The sequence below is a fragment of the Lignipirellula cremea genome, from assembly GCF_056501455.1.
Map to the genome: position 1 here is coordinate 3,576,483 of NZ_CM151415.1, position 17,701 is coordinate 3,594,183.

General features: G+C 65.7%; 14 protein-coding genes. 11 read left to right on the forward strand and 3 right to left on the reverse strand.

All coding sequences use genetic code 11. The features are described 5' to 3' along the window. Window positions 1-167 precede the first annotated feature (167 nt). Window positions 168-893, forward strand: a complete 726-nt coding sequence (locus SH602x_RS14120) for an alpha/beta hydrolase (RefSeq protein ID WP_479467777.1) — start codon at window positions 168-170, stop codon at window positions 891-893. A gap of 167 nt (window positions 894-1,060) precedes the next feature. Here the strand turns inward: SH602x_RS14120 and SH602x_RS14125 are convergent, their stop codons facing one another. After that, window positions 1,061-2,200, reverse strand: coding sequence for a hypothetical protein (locus SH602x_RS14125; RefSeq protein WP_479472921.1), 1,140 nt, complete (start codon window positions 2,198-2,200; stop codon window positions 1,061-1,063). Between the two features lie 241 nt (window positions 2,201-2,441). On the opposite strand from SH602x_RS14125, the gene SH602x_RS14130 reads away from it, so the two are divergent. The 3 genes from SH602x_RS14130 (at window position 2,442) to SH602x_RS14140 (ending at window position 4,833) form a co-directional block, all read left to right on the forward strand. Next, window positions 2,442-3,419, forward strand: a complete 978-nt coding sequence (locus SH602x_RS14130; protein WP_479472922.1) for a hypothetical protein — start codon at window positions 2,442-2,444, stop codon at window positions 3,417-3,419. 143 nt (window positions 3,420-3,562) lie between these two features. Further along, window positions 3,563-4,576, forward strand: coding sequence for a class II fructose-bisphosphate aldolase (gene fba / locus SH602x_RS14135; RefSeq protein WP_479472923.1), 1,014 nt, complete (start codon window positions 3,563-3,565; stop codon window positions 4,574-4,576). A gap of 116 nt (window positions 4,577-4,692) precedes the next feature. Next, window positions 4,693-4,833, forward strand: coding sequence for a hypothetical protein (locus SH602x_RS14140; RefSeq protein WP_479472924.1), 141 nt, complete (start codon window positions 4,693-4,695; stop codon window positions 4,831-4,833). Window positions 4,834-4,909: 76 nt separating this feature from the next. Here SH602x_RS14140 and SH602x_RS14145 read toward each other — a convergent pair whose 3' ends face one another. After that, complete coding sequence (locus tag SH602x_RS14145) at window positions 4,910-5,299, reverse strand: gamma-glutamylcyclotransferase family protein (protein WP_479472925.1); 390 nt, start codon at window positions 5,297-5,299, stop codon at window positions 4,910-4,912. 433 nt (window positions 5,300-5,732) lie between these two features. Here SH602x_RS14145 and SH602x_RS14150 point away from each other — a divergent pair, with 433 nt between their 5' ends. Then, a complete protein-coding gene (locus tag SH602x_RS14150; RefSeq protein ID WP_479472926.1) occupies window positions 5,733-7,682 on the forward strand; it encodes a mucoidy inhibitor MuiA family protein in 1,950 nt (649 codons plus the stop codon). Window positions 7,683-7,870: 188 nt separating this feature from the next. Continuing rightward, window positions 7,871-9,238, forward strand: a complete 1,368-nt coding sequence (locus tag SH602x_RS14155; protein WP_479472927.1) for a transposase — start codon at window positions 7,871-7,873, stop codon at window positions 9,236-9,238. A 58-nt stretch (window positions 9,239-9,296) separates the two neighbouring features. Here SH602x_RS14155 and SH602x_RS14160 read toward each other — a convergent pair whose 3' ends face one another. Next, window positions 9,297-10,766, reverse strand: coding sequence for a hypothetical protein (locus tag SH602x_RS14160; RefSeq protein WP_479472928.1), 1,470 nt, complete (start codon window positions 10,764-10,766; stop codon window positions 9,297-9,299). 967 nt (window positions 10,767-11,733) lie between these two features. On the opposite strand from SH602x_RS14160, the gene SH602x_RS14165 reads away from it, so the two are divergent. The 5 genes from SH602x_RS14165 (at window position 11,734) to SH602x_RS14185 (ending at window position 17,670) form a co-directional block, all read left to right on the forward strand. Further along, window positions 11,734-12,897, forward strand: a complete 1,164-nt coding sequence (locus SH602x_RS14165; protein WP_479472929.1) for a hypothetical protein — start codon at window positions 11,734-11,736, stop codon at window positions 12,895-12,897. Window positions 12,898-12,973: 76 nt separating this feature from the next. Continuing rightward, a complete protein-coding gene (locus tag SH602x_RS14170; protein WP_479472930.1) occupies window positions 12,974-13,864 on the forward strand; it encodes a MotA/TolQ/ExbB proton channel family protein in 891 nt (296 codons plus the stop codon). Between the two features lie 195 nt (window positions 13,865-14,059). Continuing rightward, window positions 14,060-14,476 carry an ExbD/TolR family protein gene (locus SH602x_RS14175; protein ID WP_479472931.1) on the forward strand — a complete coding sequence of 139 codons (417 nt, stop codon included), beginning with the start codon at window positions 14,060-14,062 and terminating at the stop codon, window positions 14,474-14,476. A gap of 210 nt (window positions 14,477-14,686) precedes the next feature. Further along, entirely contained in the window at window positions 14,687-15,118 is a 432-nt protein-coding gene (locus SH602x_RS14180) for an ExbD/TolR family protein (RefSeq protein WP_479472932.1), read from the forward strand. Continuing rightward, window positions 15,115-17,670, forward strand: coding sequence for a hypothetical protein (locus SH602x_RS14185; protein WP_479472933.1), 2,556 nt, complete (start codon window positions 15,115-15,117; stop codon window positions 17,668-17,670). The genes SH602x_RS14180 and SH602x_RS14185 overlap by 4 nt, the downstream gene beginning before the upstream one ends. The last annotated feature ends 31 nt before the right edge of the window (window positions 17,671-17,701 follow it).

A 17,701-nucleotide genomic window follows, 5' to 3' on the forward strand; every position in this document is an offset into this window, starting at 1 on the left:
CGATGTGGGCATGGCACACATGCCTTTTCGGCATCTCCGACAGACCCGCCGCGGAACGCCCGCGGCAGATCCCAGGCGGATCGGGCCCAGCTACTTACGCTCGCGAAGGGAGTTTCTAGAATGGGCGGCTTGCCCGTTCCCCCTCTCGCGACGCCCGTAGCTCCGCCATGGCCGACGAACTCGTTACCTTCGGACCGTTGCAGTGCCGCCTGGCGAACCATCGCACGGCCGCGTCCTCGCCCCGCCGGATGGCCGTTCTGAGCCACGGATTCGGGGCGCCGGGCAACGATCTGTACCCGCTCGCCGTGCAGATGACGGACGCGTATCCCGACCTGTCGGATACGGTCTTCGTCTTCCCGGAAGGGCCGCTGGCCCTCGATCAGTACGGCATCCCGGGCGGTCGCGCCTGGTGGATGATCGACCGTCGCTTCTTTCAGCAGCTCGACGATTTCGGGCAGGTCCGCGACGACAGCCTGCTCTATCCGCCCGAGCTGGTTACGGTTCGCGACCAGTATCTGGAATGCGTGAACGCGGCGCTGGAGCATTTCCAGCTCGACATGGAACGCTGCGTTCTGGGCGGGTTCTCGCAGGGCGCAATGGTCGCCACCGACGCGGCCCTGCGCGGACCGATTGCCCCCGCGGGACTCTGCATCTGGTCGTCGACCTTCCTCTATCCGAAGGAATGGACGGCCGCGATCGCGGAGCGGAAGTACGTCTCGATCTTCCAGAGCCACGGCTACCACGATCCGCTGCTCCCCTTCGCGATCGCCCGCAAGATGCACGAGACGTTCGTGTCGAAGGGCGCCGACGCCGAGTTCGTCGAATTCGTCGGCGAGCACTCGATCCCTGCCGATGCGACGCAGGGACTGGCAGCGCTGTTGCGGCGGATTTAGCGATCCTGCCGCGGCATCGTTCGCTGTAGGGCTCGCGCCCTCGCCTGTCAGAACGCAGGTACCCGCTCCGATGGCAGGCGAGGGCGCCGGCCCTACGAAAGCAATGGCGTTTTCCCGAGGATCACGGAGGGCTGACACCCTCCGCTCGCCGGGAGAATGCTACTCGCCTACCGACTCAAATAGCTGCTGGCGAGGGAGCGCTTGGGGACTTCCATCGGCCAGGGCTGAATGTCGAAGGCGATGCCCTTCATCTGCTTGGGCATCATGGCGCCCGCGACGCCCGACGAAGCCGGCTTGAAGACCTCGATGACGCGATAGATGTCGTCGTTCATCTCGGTCTGCTGTCCGCCCGGCAGGGGCTTGCCGACTTCCTGGTAGGCGCCGACGGTCACGATGCTCTTGGTTTCATCGTGGAATTCGTACGCTTCGACACCCTGGCGGCGAAGTTCCGTGGTCAGTTCGTGGGCCTTCATCGCCGCTTCGTGCAGCGAGTCGCTCACGTCCTGCTTCATCAGCTTTTCGTAGTCCTTCTCCAGGCTGACGGCCCGCTTCCCCTGGAAGGTGGCGACGCGAACGGTCCAGAGCCCGGGATTGTCGAGCAGGCTGTACTCCACGTCCGCGTTCATCTTCTCGACGAGGGAGGAGACGCCCTTGGTGGCGAAGTACGACTCGGGCAGCAGCGGGTTACGCGTCTTGAACGCGGCACGCAGCGGCCCCTTCACTTCGGCGGAGAGGTTCAGCTTGTCCCGAATCGCCCGCAGATCGAAGTAAGTCTTCGTCGTCGTTTCGCCTTCCTTCAGCTTCAGGCATTCGGGGTGAAGGTGCTTGATCTTCGTCAGCGTGGCTTCGATGCGCGGATCTTCCAGCGACGCGAAGCCGCCGATCATGACGGCGTATTCCTCGATTTTTTCGTCGTTCAGATGTCGCATCCGCCGGGGCCTGGGCGTTCCGTCGGAATTGAATTCGTCGTTGAACCCGAGGCCTTCCTGCGTCCCGCCGTAATCGAACTCGACCTTGTAGAGATACGATTCGAGCGCGTGCTTGGAGCGGAACTCGTGGAGCAGTTCCAGCGCGTCCTCGCGCGACCCTTCGCCTGCGAACGAGCCGGCGAAGATCAGCCAGTCGCCGCTGCGATCGGTCAGTTCGTACGCCTTGTCGGGGTTCGCCTCGACCTTTTGACCTCCGGTCAGCCCGAAGATGTCCCACGGCGCTCCGGCGTAAACGGCGATGGGAGCCGTTCCCAGAGAGAGCGCGACGGCGACGGATGAAGTCGCGACCAGCGAGCCGCGAAGGCGACGAATCTGCATGACGGTCTCCTGCCCCGAAACGTGCGGGCGATTCGTTCCTGAAACGGACGGTACCCGGCAGCCTGAATAATCGACCGCAAGAACGACCGACAAGAGCGATTCGTCGCCTCGCGAACGCCGGAATCCCCTTCCGCACGCGTCGTTCGTCTTGACGCGCGGGCTGCGGATCGCCTATTCCCCCACCGCAACCCGTTCAGGGACCTGCGCCCGCCGCGCGTCCTTTCCGCCTATCAGCGCCCCGATGTCCCGCGCGTCCTCATCCCGAGCGACGATCGCGAACGCCGCCCCCCCGGGCGACGCGACGGCGGAAGCGCGCGCTCCGGAACGCGTCTTCGCTCAGAGACGAAGTCGCCGGCGCTTCCTGGCAGGCGGACTGGCGTTGCTCTCCCTGCTCCCCGGCACGTCGGCCTGCACGCTGTTCCGCGATCAGACGGGTTCGGACAAGAAGAAGGAGCTGCCGCCCGCTCCGGTCTCTCCCGATTCGGCGACCCTGGAAATCGCGTTCGTGCGGATCCGGCCCGAGGAAGAAGCGAACTGGAACGCCCAGTGGCGGGCCATGGACGAGCAGATCGTCGATTACGACACGCGTGCCGCGCTCCAGGCGAACGGCTTCCGCGTCGGCCTCGTCGGTCAGCAGCTGCCCCCCTTCCTGCGAACGCTGCTCGAACGTCAGAAAGAGGACGTCGCCGAACAACTCCAGGGCGACGCTGCCGAGCAGTCCGGCGTCCGACTGAACCAGGCGGGCGAGGGGCGCCGGCGAGAGATCGTCACCACGCCTGTCCGCGACGAGATCGTCGTGCTGACCCACGAAAGCGGTTCGCTGAAGGGCGACTCCTACCTGACAGCCCAGTGCGTCTTCGAGGCGAAGACCTACGTCGAGCCGGACGGACGGACGCGGCTGGAACTGGTTCCCGAAGTCCATTACGGGGAACTGCGAACCCAGTATGTGGGCCATAACGGCTCCTATGTCATGGAACCGCGGCGCGAGCGCCTTCCCTTCCGGCTGCTGCGAACGGAGGTGATCCTCAGCCCGGGCCAGACGCTGGTCGTTTCGGCGACGCCCGAGCCGATCGGCCTGGGGAAAAACTTCTTCGTACAGCCTCCGCAGGAAGGCGACACGAGGAAGATCCTGCTGATCCGCCTGGCCGTGTCGCCCGAAGACCCGCTCTTCCAGGAATCGTCCAAGGGCGAGCCGGTCGAGACGCCGTCGAAGAAGTGACCGCCGCCGCGGCGCCGAACGTCCCGCCGTCACGGGGACGGTTCAGGCGTCGCCGATGCCTGCGACGCCCTTGCGCGGGCCGATCGCCCCGGGTATCATTCTGCGTAACGAACGCATTTTTCCCTTCGCACGAGGCTTTCGCGATGGCGCTTGTCAACCTCCGCACGCTCCTGGATCACGCCGCCGAGAACAGCTACGGCGTGGCGGCGTTCAACGTGAACAACATGGAGCAGATCCAGTCGATCATGGAGGCTGCCCAGGAGACCGATTCTCCGGTCATCATCCAGGCCTCCCGCGGCGCCCGGAAGTATTCGCAGGACGCCTACCTGCGGCACCTGATGCTGGCCGCGGTCGAGCTCTATCCGCACATCCCGGTCTGCATGCACCAGGATCACGGCAACTCGGTCGAGACCTGCCTGTCCGCGATCGAGAACAACTTCACCAGCGTCATGATGGACGGCTCGCTGAAGGAAGACGGCAAGACCCCCGCGGACTTCGATTACAACGTCCGCGTCACCCGCGAAGTGGTGAATCTCGCTCACGCGAAGAACGTCTCGGTCGAGGGCGAACTCGGCTGCCTGGGCTCGCTCGAGTCGGGCCACGGCGAACAGGAAGACGGCCACGGCGCCGAGGGCGAACTGTCGCATGACCAGCTTCTGACCGACCCGGAAGAGGCCGAACGTTTCGTCGCCGAGACGGGCGTCGACGCTCTCGCGGTCGCCATCGGCACCAGCCACGGCGCCTACAAGTTCACGAAGAAGCCGACCGGCGAAACGCTGGCCATGAGCCGCATCGAAGAGATCCACCGCCGCCTGCCGAACACGCATCTGGTCATGCACGGCAGCTCCTCGGTTCCCCAGGAACTGCAGGACGTCATCAACAAGTACGGCGGCAAGATCACGCAGACCTGGGGCGTGCCCGTCGAAGAGATCCAGCGCGGCATCAAGCACGGCGTCCGGAAGATCAACGTCGACACCGACAACCGCCTCGCCATCACGGGCGCCATTCGCAAGGTGCTCTGGTCGTCGCCGGAGAAGTTCGACCCCCGCGACTACCTCAAGCCGGCCCGCGACGCGATGAAGGAAGTCTGCGTCGCTCGCATGACCCAGTTCGGTCAGGCCGGCCAGGCGTCGAAGATGCGCGAACTGGTCGCGTGACGACGGCGGGCGGGTGATTCTCCTCGGCGCCGCTCGGTTTGACCGGGGCGCCAGCGGGTGTTACAACGTCGACCGTCGCATCGAAGATCGCCAGCGCTAACCGAGGAGTCGCCGTCGTGCCGCAGGGAAAAGAAGTCTTCGCCGGTCTGAATCAAAACGGCGTGATCCTGTTCGTCGTGCTGCTGCTGATCACGGGCCCATGCCTCTGCTGGCTGCCGTGGGTCCTCGACGGAATGAAGGCGGACAAGTCGCTGTAAGACTTTCGACTTCTGAACAGACGCGATCGCAAGCGACGGGAGAAATCTCGTCGCTTTTTTCGTGCGCGACCCGCGTTCACCACGACTCGCCATGATCGGGCAGCGACGAGACGTCGGCGTCGAAGAAGTAGGCCTCGACCCTGAGATCGTCATGCGGCGGAGCCATCTCGATCGAGCCGCGACGATAGTACGCGTCGGCGACCGATTCGATCTCGTCGAGCAGCGCCAGGCAGGCCGCGTCGACTTCCCATAGTTCGCCTGCGATCGCTGATGCTCCCCCTTCGATCAGCGCCGGGTAGCTCCCCAGGTTGACCATGCGATAACGCGGTCGCGTCCTCGCGTCGCCGACGAGGCGCTGCCCTTTCAGAGCGAAGTGCCGAACCTGCCCGCGCTTCAGCGTTCCGTACACGAAGACCAGCGTGCGAGTCGGCAACCGGGAGCCGGGGGGATCGTCTGCGGGTTCCATGCAATCTCTGGTTAGTACCTGGCGTCGCTTGTGTGCCATGGCTGGCTTGCCCAGCCGTGCGGAAGGCGGCGGTTGCTCATCCATTCAGATTGCGCTTCGCGAAGAGTTCGAGCGACCTACGTAAATCGTCGCGTTGCGAGCTCCAGGTCGAACGCTCTTGCGATATCGAGGTCGGTTCTCGCTGCACGGCACGGCTGGACAAGCCAGCCATGGCACACAGGTCGTTCGTTTCCAGACGACCATGCCACGAGCCGTCGTTACGAGACGGTTACGGCAGTCGTCAGGCGACGTTCGGTATCCTAGCGGATGTATCGCCGCGGCGTCCGTCCGGATGCGGGCCGCGACGCGGCGAACGTCTTCTCCCTGCACGCTCTGTCGACGGAGTCGCTCCATGCGCCGTATAGCGTCTTGCCTCGCGTTCCCGTTCGCCTTCATGGCGGCCCTCGCTATCGCTCAGGAACCGGCGCCCGATCCTTCGTCGTCGCCCGCCGAGCCGCCCGCCGCGACGGCGTCGGCAGACGCTCCTCCTGCTGGCGAAGCTGCAGCCGAGGCGAATCCCGTTCCGCAGCTTGCGGGCAAGGTCACCAGCGTCACGCTCTACCGCGGGCAGGCGATGGTGACGCGAACGATTCCGATCGATCTCGCCGCCGGCGCGCATGAGATCGTCGTGCCGAATCTTCCGCCGCAGGTGCAGCCCGATTCGCTCTTCGCCGAAGGGACCGACGCCATCGAAGTCCGCGCAGTCCGCTATCGCGAGCGGGCGGCGATGGACTCGACCGACGCGAAGGTCAAAGCCCTTCAGGCGGAGATCGAGGATCTGAACCGAACCCGCCGGGAGTGCGAGATGCAGGTCCAGATCGCGCAGCGCAAGCTCGCTTATCTCGATTCGATGTCGACCTTCGCGACGCAGAAGGCCAACGAGAACCTGGAAGCGGGCAAGCTGGACGTGCAGGCGCTGACCCAGCTTTCGACGTTCGCCTTCGAGCAGCGCGACCAGGCGATGGCGAAGGAACTGGAGCTGCAGTTCCAGATCGAGGAGACGCAAAAGCAGATCGAGCTGGCTTCGCGAAAGCTGGGCGAAGTCGCCTCCGCCGGGACGAACTCCGTCCGCGAGGCCGTGCTGTTCGTGCAGAAGGCGAACGAAGCCGAGGGCGAACTTCGCTTGAGTTATCTCGTGTCGGCCTGCGGCTGGTCGCCTTCGTACGTGGTCCGAAGCGCGGATGCTGCGGCTGAAAACGCCGCTGAGAACGACGCCGACGCGGCTGAGGACCCCGCGCCGAAAGGCTCCGTCGAACTGGAATACAGCGCCCTCATTCATCAAACGACGGGCGAGGACTGGAACGACGTCGATCTGACGCTTTCGACCGCGACGCCCGCGCTCAGCAGCGCCTCGCCCGGTCTGGCGCCGTTCCGCGTGACGCTGGTTTCCCGCGGCGCTCCCAATGCAGAGGCCCAGGCCGCCGAGAAGCCGATGGGCAAGGCGATCGCGCAGCAGTTCCGCGACCTGAACATTCAGCAGCAGGTGCAGGTCGACGCCTACGCGAACTCGGTGACGCTCGGCACGAACATCGACGCCAACTGGCGGGTGAACGATCTTGCGAACAGCGTCCAGTGCCTGGAACTGACCGCCGACCAGAAGTCGCTGGCCCTGCTCCGCCAGGCATCGGATGAAACGGCGGACGGACCGAGCTTGAGCTATACGCTCGCGACGCCGGTCAGCCTCGCCAGCCGCAGCGATCAGCAGATGGTCCGCATCCAGGAGGCCGAACTCGAAGCGACGCTCTACTACGTCGCCAACCCGGTGCTGTCGAATTATGTCTATCGCGAGGCCGACGTGCTGAACACCAGCGCCGTCGACCTCCTGAGCGGCCCGGTCAGCGTCTACCTGGGCGGGAAGTTCGTCGGCAAGACGGAACTCCCGACCGTCGCCCGGGGCCAGGCCTTCGTCGTCGGCTTCGGCATCGATCCGCAACTGCGAACGAAGCGCGAACTCGTCGAAAAGACTGAATCGGTCCAGGGGGGCAACGAAGAGCAGGAGTTGAATTACCGCATCACGCTGGAAAACTTCAAAGGCGCCGGCGCCACGGTTCGGGTCTACGACCGGATCCCGACCAGCGACGACACGATGGAGCTGCGCGTCACGCTCGGGGAGGTCTCGCAGCCGATCAGCGCCGCGCCGCTCTACGTTCGCGAAGAACGTCCTCGCGGCATCCTGCGATGGGACATCGACGTACCCGCCCGCCAGTTCGGCGAGAACGCGACGACGATCGAGTACAGCTATCGCCTGGAGTTCGACCGGAGCCTGATGATCAGCGCTGAGATCGAAGCCGAGCGTCAGCGCCAGGAGTTCGAGGAACTCCAGCGCGGCCGGCTGCGGCGATAGTCGCGCGATCGCGAAGCTCGTTCGCAAATGCGAGAGAAGCCCGCACTGCGATGGCAGCGCGGGCTTCGTTGATTTCGCTGGTCCTGGCGAGCGGAGGGTGTCAGCCCTCCGTGCAACGCTTAGCAGCCCGTTGATTTTCGCCCTGCCTGCGCTATCCTCGCGTGATCTCGACGCGGGGAGAAATCGCGATGGGCCTGGGTAAACGCAAGCGTGAGACGCAGGGGACGTTCTGGGTTGCGACGGACAAGCTGGGGAGCGGTCCGCGAAACGTCTTCTACGATCGGCTGAACGGGCTGCTGGCCGAGATCGACTTCGACGGGCGGCTGGAAGCGGCCGCGGCGCCCTACTACGAGACGACCGGACGAAAGGGTCTCGCGCCGGGCGTCTACTTCCGGATGCTGTTCATCGGCTACTTCGAGGGGATCGACAGCCAGCGCGGCATCGCCTGGCGCTGCGACGACAGTCGCTCGCTGGCCCGCTTCCTGGGCTACGGCCCTGGCGAAGAGACGCCGGACCATTCGACGCTCACGCTGACGCGGAACCGTCTGCCGCTGGATATCCACCAGCTCGCGTTCGAACTGGTCCTCGCCCTTTGTCACGAGAAGGGACTGCTGAAGGGCAAGACGCTCGGCGTCGACGCCAGCGATCTCGAAGCGAACGCTGCGATGAAGTCGATCGTCCGGCGCGACTCCGGCGACGACTGGCGGGAGTACGTTCGCAAGCTGTACGAAGCCCAGACGGGCGTGAGCGACCCGGACGACGAGGAGCTTCGTCGCTTCGACAAGAAGCGGACGGACAAGAAGGTCTCCAACGACGACTGGGTCAACCCGCACGATCCCGACGCCCGCATCGGGAAGATGAAGGACGGGCGGACGCATCTGAAGTACAAGGTCGAGCACGCCGTCGATCTGGAGACCGACGTGATCGTCGCGGCGGAGGTCTACGAAGGGACCGCGGGCGACTGCCAGACCATCGAGGACACCGTGAACGCGGCGCGGACGAACCTGCGCGAAGCGGGCACGGGCTGCGACGTGGAAGAGGTGGCGGCGGACAAGGGCTATCACAGCGAAGAGTCGCTCGACCGGCTGCAGCACGAGACGCACGTGCGGACGTATATTCCGCAGCCGAAGCGAGCGAAGTCTCGGAAGCGAAAACGCAAGCCGCCTCGTCGTCAGGCGGCCTATCGTCGCAATCGCCGGAACGCGCGCGGGCGCCGCGGTCGCAGGCTGCAGCGTCTACGAAGCGAGAAGGTCGAGCGGACGTTCGCGCACGTGCTCGAGACCGGCGGATCGCGTCGGACCTGGCTTCGCGGGCTCGCGAAGATCCGCAAGCGCTATCTCGTCGCCGCCGTCGCCTACAACCTCGGACGGATCCTGCGGCGACTGCTCGGAGCGGGCAAGCCGAAACAGTTCGGAGACCTGTGCGAGGCGCTTTCTGCCACTTTTCGACTCTCCAGCTTCGCCCATTTCGCCGCCAGATCGCATCGAGCGATCCTCAGCATCTCGATCGCCGTCCGGCTCCCGCTCCTGATGCCTCGACGCTCAGCGACCTTTTGAACGCTCAAGCTCTCGCGACCAGGGAAATCAACGGACTGTTAGGTCGATGCCGAACGCTCTAGAACCGCATGTTGAAGTTCGACGGAGCTTCGTTGTACTGCGGACCCGCCGGTTTCGACGTCGCAGGGGGCGAGGTCGTCGCGGGGACGAAGCTGGACGAAGACCCGGCGCCGCCGGCAGGAGCGAAGTCGCCGCCGTGAGCCGGCTGGAAATCGTTCGAGCCGCTGAACGACTGCGAAGCCGGCGGAGCCGCCGCGGTGTAAGCCGTCGGTCCGCCAGCGGGAACGAACTCCGCCGAGGCCGGCGCCTTGGCCGCGCTGGTCGTCGGGGTCGAAGTCGGGTAGGACGTCTGATAGCCGTAGGAAGACGAGTTCGCTGCCGCGCCGGTCGTGCTCGGCTTGCCCGCTTCCAGACGATCGAGCGACAGGCCGGTGCGACCGGTGCTGCCCGGCGTCCAAGGACCGCTCGGCGTTGCAGGCGCCGTCGAACTGGTCGTCGTCGAACCGACGCCTCCCGTCGCATAGGGAGCGGCCCCGGTCGGGTAGCTCGTCGCGTTCGTCGAGGTCTGATACGTGGCGCCGCTGTCAGGCGTGTACGACGAACTGGGGTAGCTCGAAGGATACTGCGAGGTCGGTGCGGGCGATCCGGTCGAAGCGGGGTAGCCGCCCGTGGCGCCGGACGGATAGCCGGACGCGGGGGCATAACCGCCCGACGTCGGAGCGTAGCCGCCGGTCGGATAGTTCGACGTCGGCGGAGTCGTTCCGTACGGATTGCTGGTCGCGGGATAGCCCGCCGCACCGGTCGAGGTCGGATAAGCCGAGCCGCCGTAGCCGCCGCCCGCGGGAGCGCCTGTAGCCTGATAACCGGCCGCCGGATAACCCGAGCCCTGATATCCCGAAGCTGGGTAGCCGGAAGCGGGATAGCCCTGATTCGGATATGCGGCGTTGGCAGCGGGGTAGCCGCCCGTGCGGCTGGGGGGAGCGACGTCCATCACCGGCGCCGGCTGCTGTCCGTATCCGCTCGCTGCGCCGGGGTAGGCGGAGCCTGCGTAAGGGTTCGATTGCGGCGGGGCGGTCCCGCCCGCGGAGGTGCGTGCCGCGGCTCCCGGGTAATCCTGAGCGTAGAAGCCGTTCTGGGCTCCCCCGCCCGCGGCGCCGATCGATCCTTCCGACGTGTAACCGACCGGCTGAGCCCCGTACGAGGCGCTCGGAACGTTGGCGCCGGACGCGCTCGGCGACTTGGCTCCCGATGCGTCGGCGACTTCGGAGGAAGGCCCCGTTTCGCCCATCGAGATGGTGGGGCTGGTCGTCTTGCCCTGGGCGACCGCCGGCGTGGTGACCGCTTTCGGCGTCGCCGCGATCGAGGGCGGATCGGGATAGTTTCCGCTCTTCTGCGCGAGGCTCGAAGAGCTGGAGTTCCACGCGAGCGGGTTCCAGCCCGACTTCGACGAGAAGCAACCCGTCGACGTGACGAGCACGCAGCCGCCGCCGCAGGAAAGAAGCACGATCTGCCGGAGGGCCGACTTCATCGGATGAATCCCTTCAACTGGAGCGGAGACTCATTCTCCGCGTACGCGGCGTCGCTACCTCGACGATCGCGTCGAGGTACAAGCCCGTTGGCGTCTCGAACGCTACGCGCATCCTGCCCCCGCTATCGATCGCATCGTCCGCGAACGCAGGCGAATCGAGCCGATCCGTCAGGAAACAGGGAAAGATTTTCGGGTCGTGCCGACGCGAAGACCCTCGGTCGGCGGCGGATAGTAGGAGCCGCTCGATCCGAACGTCAAGAGAGACTTCGCGACGGGAACGACCCGAAAGACGCTACGCGGCGAGATGCCCGTCGGTTCGCCGCAAAGGCTCATCCATGTGCCATGGCTGGCTTGTCCAGCCGTGCAGGGCGCTGGCGACAGTCGATCGATTCAGGCAGTCGCTCTAGGCAAAAGCCGCCGGGTTTCCAGACGCAAAGTCGTGTCGAGCGCTTTCCGGGAGGCGAAGTCGGCGCTCGCTGTCAGGCTTGGCTGGACAAGCCAGCCGTGGCACACAAGCTCGACGAAGTGCAGGGCGGAATCCGATGGTCGTGCGAAGCGTCGGTGAACGCGAACCGGCCAGCAGTGCCGCAAAGAACGCAGGCGAGCGAAACAAATCGCTTGCCTCGACGCGCTGTCCGGTGGATATGATGTATCCGGTGACAGGGGCGTCACGCCGGCGGCCGCAGAGCGCGCCGGACCTATTCAATCGATGCGACCCGCGCGATCCGTCGCCTCCGCCCCTGCATGCCTTGCGGCGGCGACTCTATTCTTTCACGTTCGCTTCCGTCGCCGGTCGATCCTGCGATTAGCCGATCCTGCGCGATCGGATGTCGGACGGACGACTCGCGAAGCGACCAGGTCCCGCGTTCCTCTCGGAAGGGACGTCCGTCGCATAGAATCTACTTTGGCCGTCCATCGAGACGCCTCGCTCCGGCGCCGACTCCCGCAAGACTCGATTCACGGACGGATGAGCAGCGTTTCCCGCATTTCAACGAACGCCCATCGGCCCGGCTGCGTCCGTCGTTTTCGGCTGTCGCGGCGCGGGCTGCGGCTCGTCGTCGCTCTGGCGCTGCTGGGCTTCGCCGCTCCGGCGTTCGCCGATCGGATCATCCTGCGCAATTTGACCGTCCTGAACGACGTGACGGTCGAGAGCTTCGATCTCGACGGCGTGCGGCTCGGGGACGGTCGCACTTTCGGCTGGGATGAAATCGAACGCGGACAGATCGCCGCCGATCGCCAGGCCGAATTCAATCAGGCGCTGGGCGAACTCGGCATTCCGCTGCTCCGCATTCGTCAGAACCTGGAAAGCGGGGCGGACGGTCGACTGGCCGAAGTCGCGGAACCCGTTCTGGAGAAGTATCGCGACCGACGCGGACCGACCGCGTTCCTCGTGAACCAGGCCGCCATGTGGGGGCGGCTCAAGCAGGGGCGTCGCGAAGAGGCGATCGTCTCGTATCTGCGGTGTCTGGCGCTGTTGAGCGAAGACCCGACGGTGGCCGATCGCCTGCCTGGGAAGCGCCGGATGGAGATCGATCTTGCGACGGGCCTCGTCCGCGAGATTTCGCCCATCTTCTTCGACGCGATCGCCGCGCGTCAGGCCTACGCCGACGTCGTGGCGACGATCCGCGAGCGGCAACTCAGGCAGCCCGGTCTGTACGCGTACGCCGCGGCGCTCGCGATCGCTTCCGGCGATCTGGACGTCGCGCAGAACATTCAGGCTTCGCTTCAGGGCGAGGCGAAGGCGATCGTCGCGCTTCGCGATCTGATCGGCATGCAACTGGCGCTGGCGAAGCGGAGCCCGGACGTTCCCGCGGCGCAGAAGAACTTCCCGCGGTGGACGGAATTGACGCCCTCGCTTCAGCCGGCGTGGATCTACGCCAGCGGAGCGGCCATCGCTTCGTCCGACGACGCGGCGATTCGCGACGAAGGCATTGCGGCGATGCTGCACGTTCCCGTGCTGTTCAGCGCGTCGGAACCTGTCGTCGCCGCGGCCTCGCTGTCCGAAGCGGCGAACGCTCTCGAACGCGCGGGCGACACGAGGGGAGCGGCTCGCCTGCGGGCGGAACTCTCCGCCCGATTCCCGGAGACCTCCTTCGCACGCGGCGGGGCAGGGCCTCCGCCGGCAAGCTGATCCGATCGGTTCGTCGCCCTCACGTCAGCCATCCCTGAAATCACGAGTCTTCGCCCTGAGCGACAGAAAGCAGGACATGCCCTTCACCTCCTCCAACTCCGGCACGCGAGCTTCGGCCGGTCTGGCCTCTTCAGGTCTGTCCTCGCTGGCGACCCGTGCGCGGGCGTTCCGTTGGATCGCGACGGGCGTGCTCCTGCTGACGCTCGGATTCTTCGCTCCGACGAACTGGCCTACCGCGTTCGCGCAGGAAGAGGCCGATCCGGCCGCATTCGACGCCGAATCGGCTGCTCCGCCGGCGGGAAGGGCTTCCGATAGCGACGGAGGCGATGAGCAGCCGAACCTCCTGGTGAAGAACCTCTACGCTGCGGGGTGGATCGGAGCGCTGATCGGCGTGGCGTCGCTGGTCGCGGTCGGGTTCATCATCGAGCACTTCGTCACGATCCGTCGCGCTCGGCTGATGCCCGAGGACGTTCTGATCGATCTGGAGCAGATGATTCAGGAAGGTCGCCTGGACGACGCGATCGCCTACTGCGAACAGCCGCAAGCCGATTCGCTGGCGGCGCATGTCGTTCAGGCCGGCCTGGAACGCTTCCGCAGCAGCGAGTTCGGCTTCGCCGACTACAAATACGCCGTCGAGGAAGCGGGCGAGGACGAAACGGCGCGGCTCTATCGAAAGACCGAAGTGCTCGGCGTCATCGGCGCGATCGCTCCGATGCTGGGGCTGCTCGGAACGGTCGCCGGTATGATCTCCGCGTTCAACGTCATCGCGGAAAAGGAAGGCGCCGCGCGGCCCGACGAACTGGCCGGCTCGATCGGTCAGGCGCTCGTCACGACGTTCCTCGGACTCATCGTCGCGATTCCCTGCACGATCTTCTTCAGCTACTTCCGGAATCGCATCGACTCGATCGTCGCGGAAGCGGGAAAGCGCGTCGAGCGCGTCCTCTCGCCGCTCGGACGTCAGCGGTAGGGTCTGCGGCCTCGACGGAATCGAATCGATACGGCATCACATTATCGACACGTCGATTTTCGCCTTCGTGGCGAAAATCACGCTCGGCAAGTTCGAAACAAGTTTCTCACGCCTCGCGAAACAACGGAACTTCCGCTGTTTCGACGCCGCATCCGTGCGGCGAACGCAGGTCGTTGAGAAGATCAACGGCCTGCTATGCGACTGACCAAACACAAGCGTTCGACGATGACGTCGATGGACATGACGCCGATGATCGACGTCGTGTTCCTGCTGTTGATCTTTTTCATGACGGTCTCGCAGGTCTCGAACGTCAATCGCGAACAGCTCGAACTTCCCAAGCTCGAAGGAACGAAGGACCAGCAGGAGGGACCGCTGGTCGTCAACGTCGACGCCGCCGGTCAGATCATCGTCCAGGGACAGGCGGTCACATCGCCGCAACTCGCGGTCTGGATGGACCGGGAGATCGCCCGGCGGGGTCAGGATCCTTCGTCGATGAAGGTGACCGTGCGAGGCGACGCCGCCGGCGACGCCCGGGCGGTGAACGAGGTGGTCCGGACGCTCAATCGGCTGGGCGTCTTGCAGATCCGCATGGCCGTTCAGAAGCCGCAGTAATGATCCTCCAGTTGCGTAAAGTCATCTTCTCCTCCGGGTGCCACTGGCTTCGCCAGCGCTTTCCCGGAGGCAGGGCCAACTCTGTTTGACGATCCTTCGAGCTTCGGCACTGGCGGAGCCAGTGGCACCCGAACCACTTCGATCAAGCTAACGGATAACGATAGACGAGTCGGTAGCAGTCACACGACGTCGTACGCTCGCGAAGCGATCATGAAGCTCAGTTCCCGGAAAATCTCGCGCAGACGCATGATCGCGCTCGACATGACGCCGATGATCGACGTCGTGTTTCTGCTGCTGATTTTCTTCCTGATCACGACGAGCTTCGTGCAGACCGAGCGTGAACTCGATCCGGCCACACGCGTCGAAGAAGCGAGCGCCACGGCGAGCGCCGCCGACTTCGAACCCGCGATCGTGGAGGTCACCTCCGGCGCGGGCGGCTTCGTCTATCGACTGGGCGGTCGGGACTTCGTCGACCCCCGGGAACTCACGGTCACCCTGAGCCAGTTCCCGGACAAGTCGACCGGAGCCTTCGTTCGCGTCAGCGACTCGGCTCCGTTCGGGATGGGGGCGACCGCCGTCCAGGCGGCGCGCGACGCGGGCTTCGCCGTCGTTTCCTACATTCCGACGGGAGGCGCGCCGTGATCGGACGACGCTTCCTCCCGACGGTTCTCTCCATCATGCTGCTGGCCGCGATCTCTTCGGCGACAGCAGCGCGTCTCGCGGCCCAGGCGCCGGCGGGGAACGATCCCGGTACGCAGGTCCTCCAGTATCTGAAGGGCCTGGGACTCGATCGGGTCGCGGCCGTTCATCTGGAAAACGAACTCCGACGCACGAAAGACGACGCGCGCGGCAAGCGGCTCGCGCGGGAGCTGGCCGACCTGTACGCGGCGCTTCTGACGGAGCCGGGGATCGACGAGCAGGAATTCGCGCGGCGGTCGGAGACGCTCGACCGGCTGGTGAAGGAGTTCCCAGCCGTCGATTCGCCGTCGCTCGCGATCATTCGTTTGCAGGGGGAATTCCTCCGCGGCGAAGCGGTGCTGAACCTGTGGCTAGCCGACGCGAACGACCAGAAGTCGTACGACCTGGCGAAGGCGACTTTCCCCCGCATCGGGCCGACGCTGGTCGAAGCCTCGCTGCGACTCGACGAAGAGCGGAAAGCGGTTCAGACGCAGGTCGACGACGCCGATACCGCTTCGCCCGAACTCGATCGGCGACTGGCGAGCGTCATCGAGGCGTGGAACCGGGCGCACTTCTTCGCGGGCTGGGCCGAGTACTACCGCTGGCTGGTGACCGAGCGGGCCGACCGTCCGGCGCTGGAGGCTTCGATCGGCGCGTTCGAACGATACCTCGGCGTCGCAGGCGAAAGCTACCCCGACGTCCGGCCCGACTGGCTTGCGCTGGAGGTCAGATATCGATCGCTGGCGGCGATCGGCCTGGAACTTTCGCTGCTCGCGCTCGGCGACACGACGCGCGCCGACATGGTGCATCAGTGGCTGCAGCACTTCTCCGTGCCGGCTAGCGTGCGGGACGAACTGCCCAACTGGCGCCTGTCGGGCCTCCTGAACGCCCACCTCTGGAAGGAAGCGATCGCCTTCGCCCGGACGACGATCGCCGCCTTCACGCCCGAACCGACGCAGGGGAAGGTGAACTTCTGCGTCACGCTCGTTCGCCGCGCGTTCGCTTCGCCGGACGTTCCTCCCGCGGAGAAAGCCCAGCTTGCCGAACTCGGCGTCGGGCGGCTCGTGCGGATGCGGGTGTTCAACGTGCTCGACGAACTGGTCGAGCGCTACGAAATCGGCGACGAAGCGCTCGGCGACGGGTTCTACGTCCAGTACCTCGCCGCGGAACGTGCTTTCGCCGCGGCGGAGAAGTCGAAGGATCCGGCTGACTTCGATCGTGCCATCGCGGGATACGAAGCGGCGCTCGCGCGACCCGAGGCGAACGAGGACCCGGGACTCCGCGGGGAAGCGCTCTATCGGCTGGGGCATGCGCTCTACGGCAGAGAGCGCTTGAAGGATGCCGCGGAGCGATTCGAGGCGGCGTGGAAGGCCTTGAAGGACGCCGGTCGCGCTTCTGCTGGCGAAGCGGCCTGGATGGCGTTCGTCGCCTACTACAAGCTGGGCGAGACCGAGAAGTCTTACTACGATGCCGCCCTCTCGGCGCTCGAGCGAATCGTCGCCGAGATGCCCGATACGGAGATCGGAAAGCGGGCCCGCGACGCGCTGCCGCGACTGCGCTCGAAGGCCAGCCCGCCCCAGGACGCGCTCGCCGTCTGGCAGCGAGTTCCGGTCGGCGATCCCAAGTTCGACGAAGCCCAGCGCGAGATCGCCAGGCTGTACGGCCGGATGTCGGACGAAGCTCGGGACGCTGCCGCGCGCGGACGGATCTTCGGCGACGCGAGCGCCTTCGTCTCCGCGACGCTCGACTCGAAAGCGTCGCCCGAGACGAAGCTCGAGGTCGCCTTGCTCGGCGCGCGCCTTTCCGCGAGGACGTCGAAGCCCGACTGGAGCGCGGTCGGAGCGCTGCTCGATCGAACGGCGGGGACTTTGGCGGCGGCGCCTGCCGATTCGCCGAACGTGCGGGAGTGGCATTCCCTGCGGATGCATGCCGCGGCGAACGGCGACGACCTCGAACGTGCTCGCGAGGAGGCGGAATGGCTTTCGCAGAATGCAGCCGGGACGCCGCAGGAGCGGGACGCGCTGACGCTTCAGGCGATCAATGCCGCGAAGTGGAACGTCTCTCCCGAGCGGCTGGAAGAGATCTACGCGCGAATCGCCGACAGCGCGACGCCCGAGTCGCTGGCGAGCGACAAGAATGCGCGGGCCGCGCACTATCGTCTCGCCGTAAAGGCTCGCGAGTCGGGCGATCTGGAGGATGCCGAGCGGCGGCTGGCGCTCCTCCTGAGAGCGCAGCCGAACGAGCTGAACTACCTGCTGCTGCAGGCCCAGGTGCTGTTCGCGCGGCAGAAGTACGTCAACGCGCGGGACCTGGCCTTGAAGGTTCTGCGGGGGCTGAGCGCCGAGGACAAGCGCTGGTGGGAGGCGAAGTACCTGCAGATCGCCTCGCTAGCCCAGACCGACCCGCCCGGGGCCGAGAAGGTCTACCGTCAGTTTCGCCTGCTTTATCCGGAAATCGACGATCCGGCGACGCGAGAGCGTTTCGAATCGCTCGCCGCGAATTGGAAGTCGCCGTAACCCCGATTGACCGAACTCTATAATGAACGCG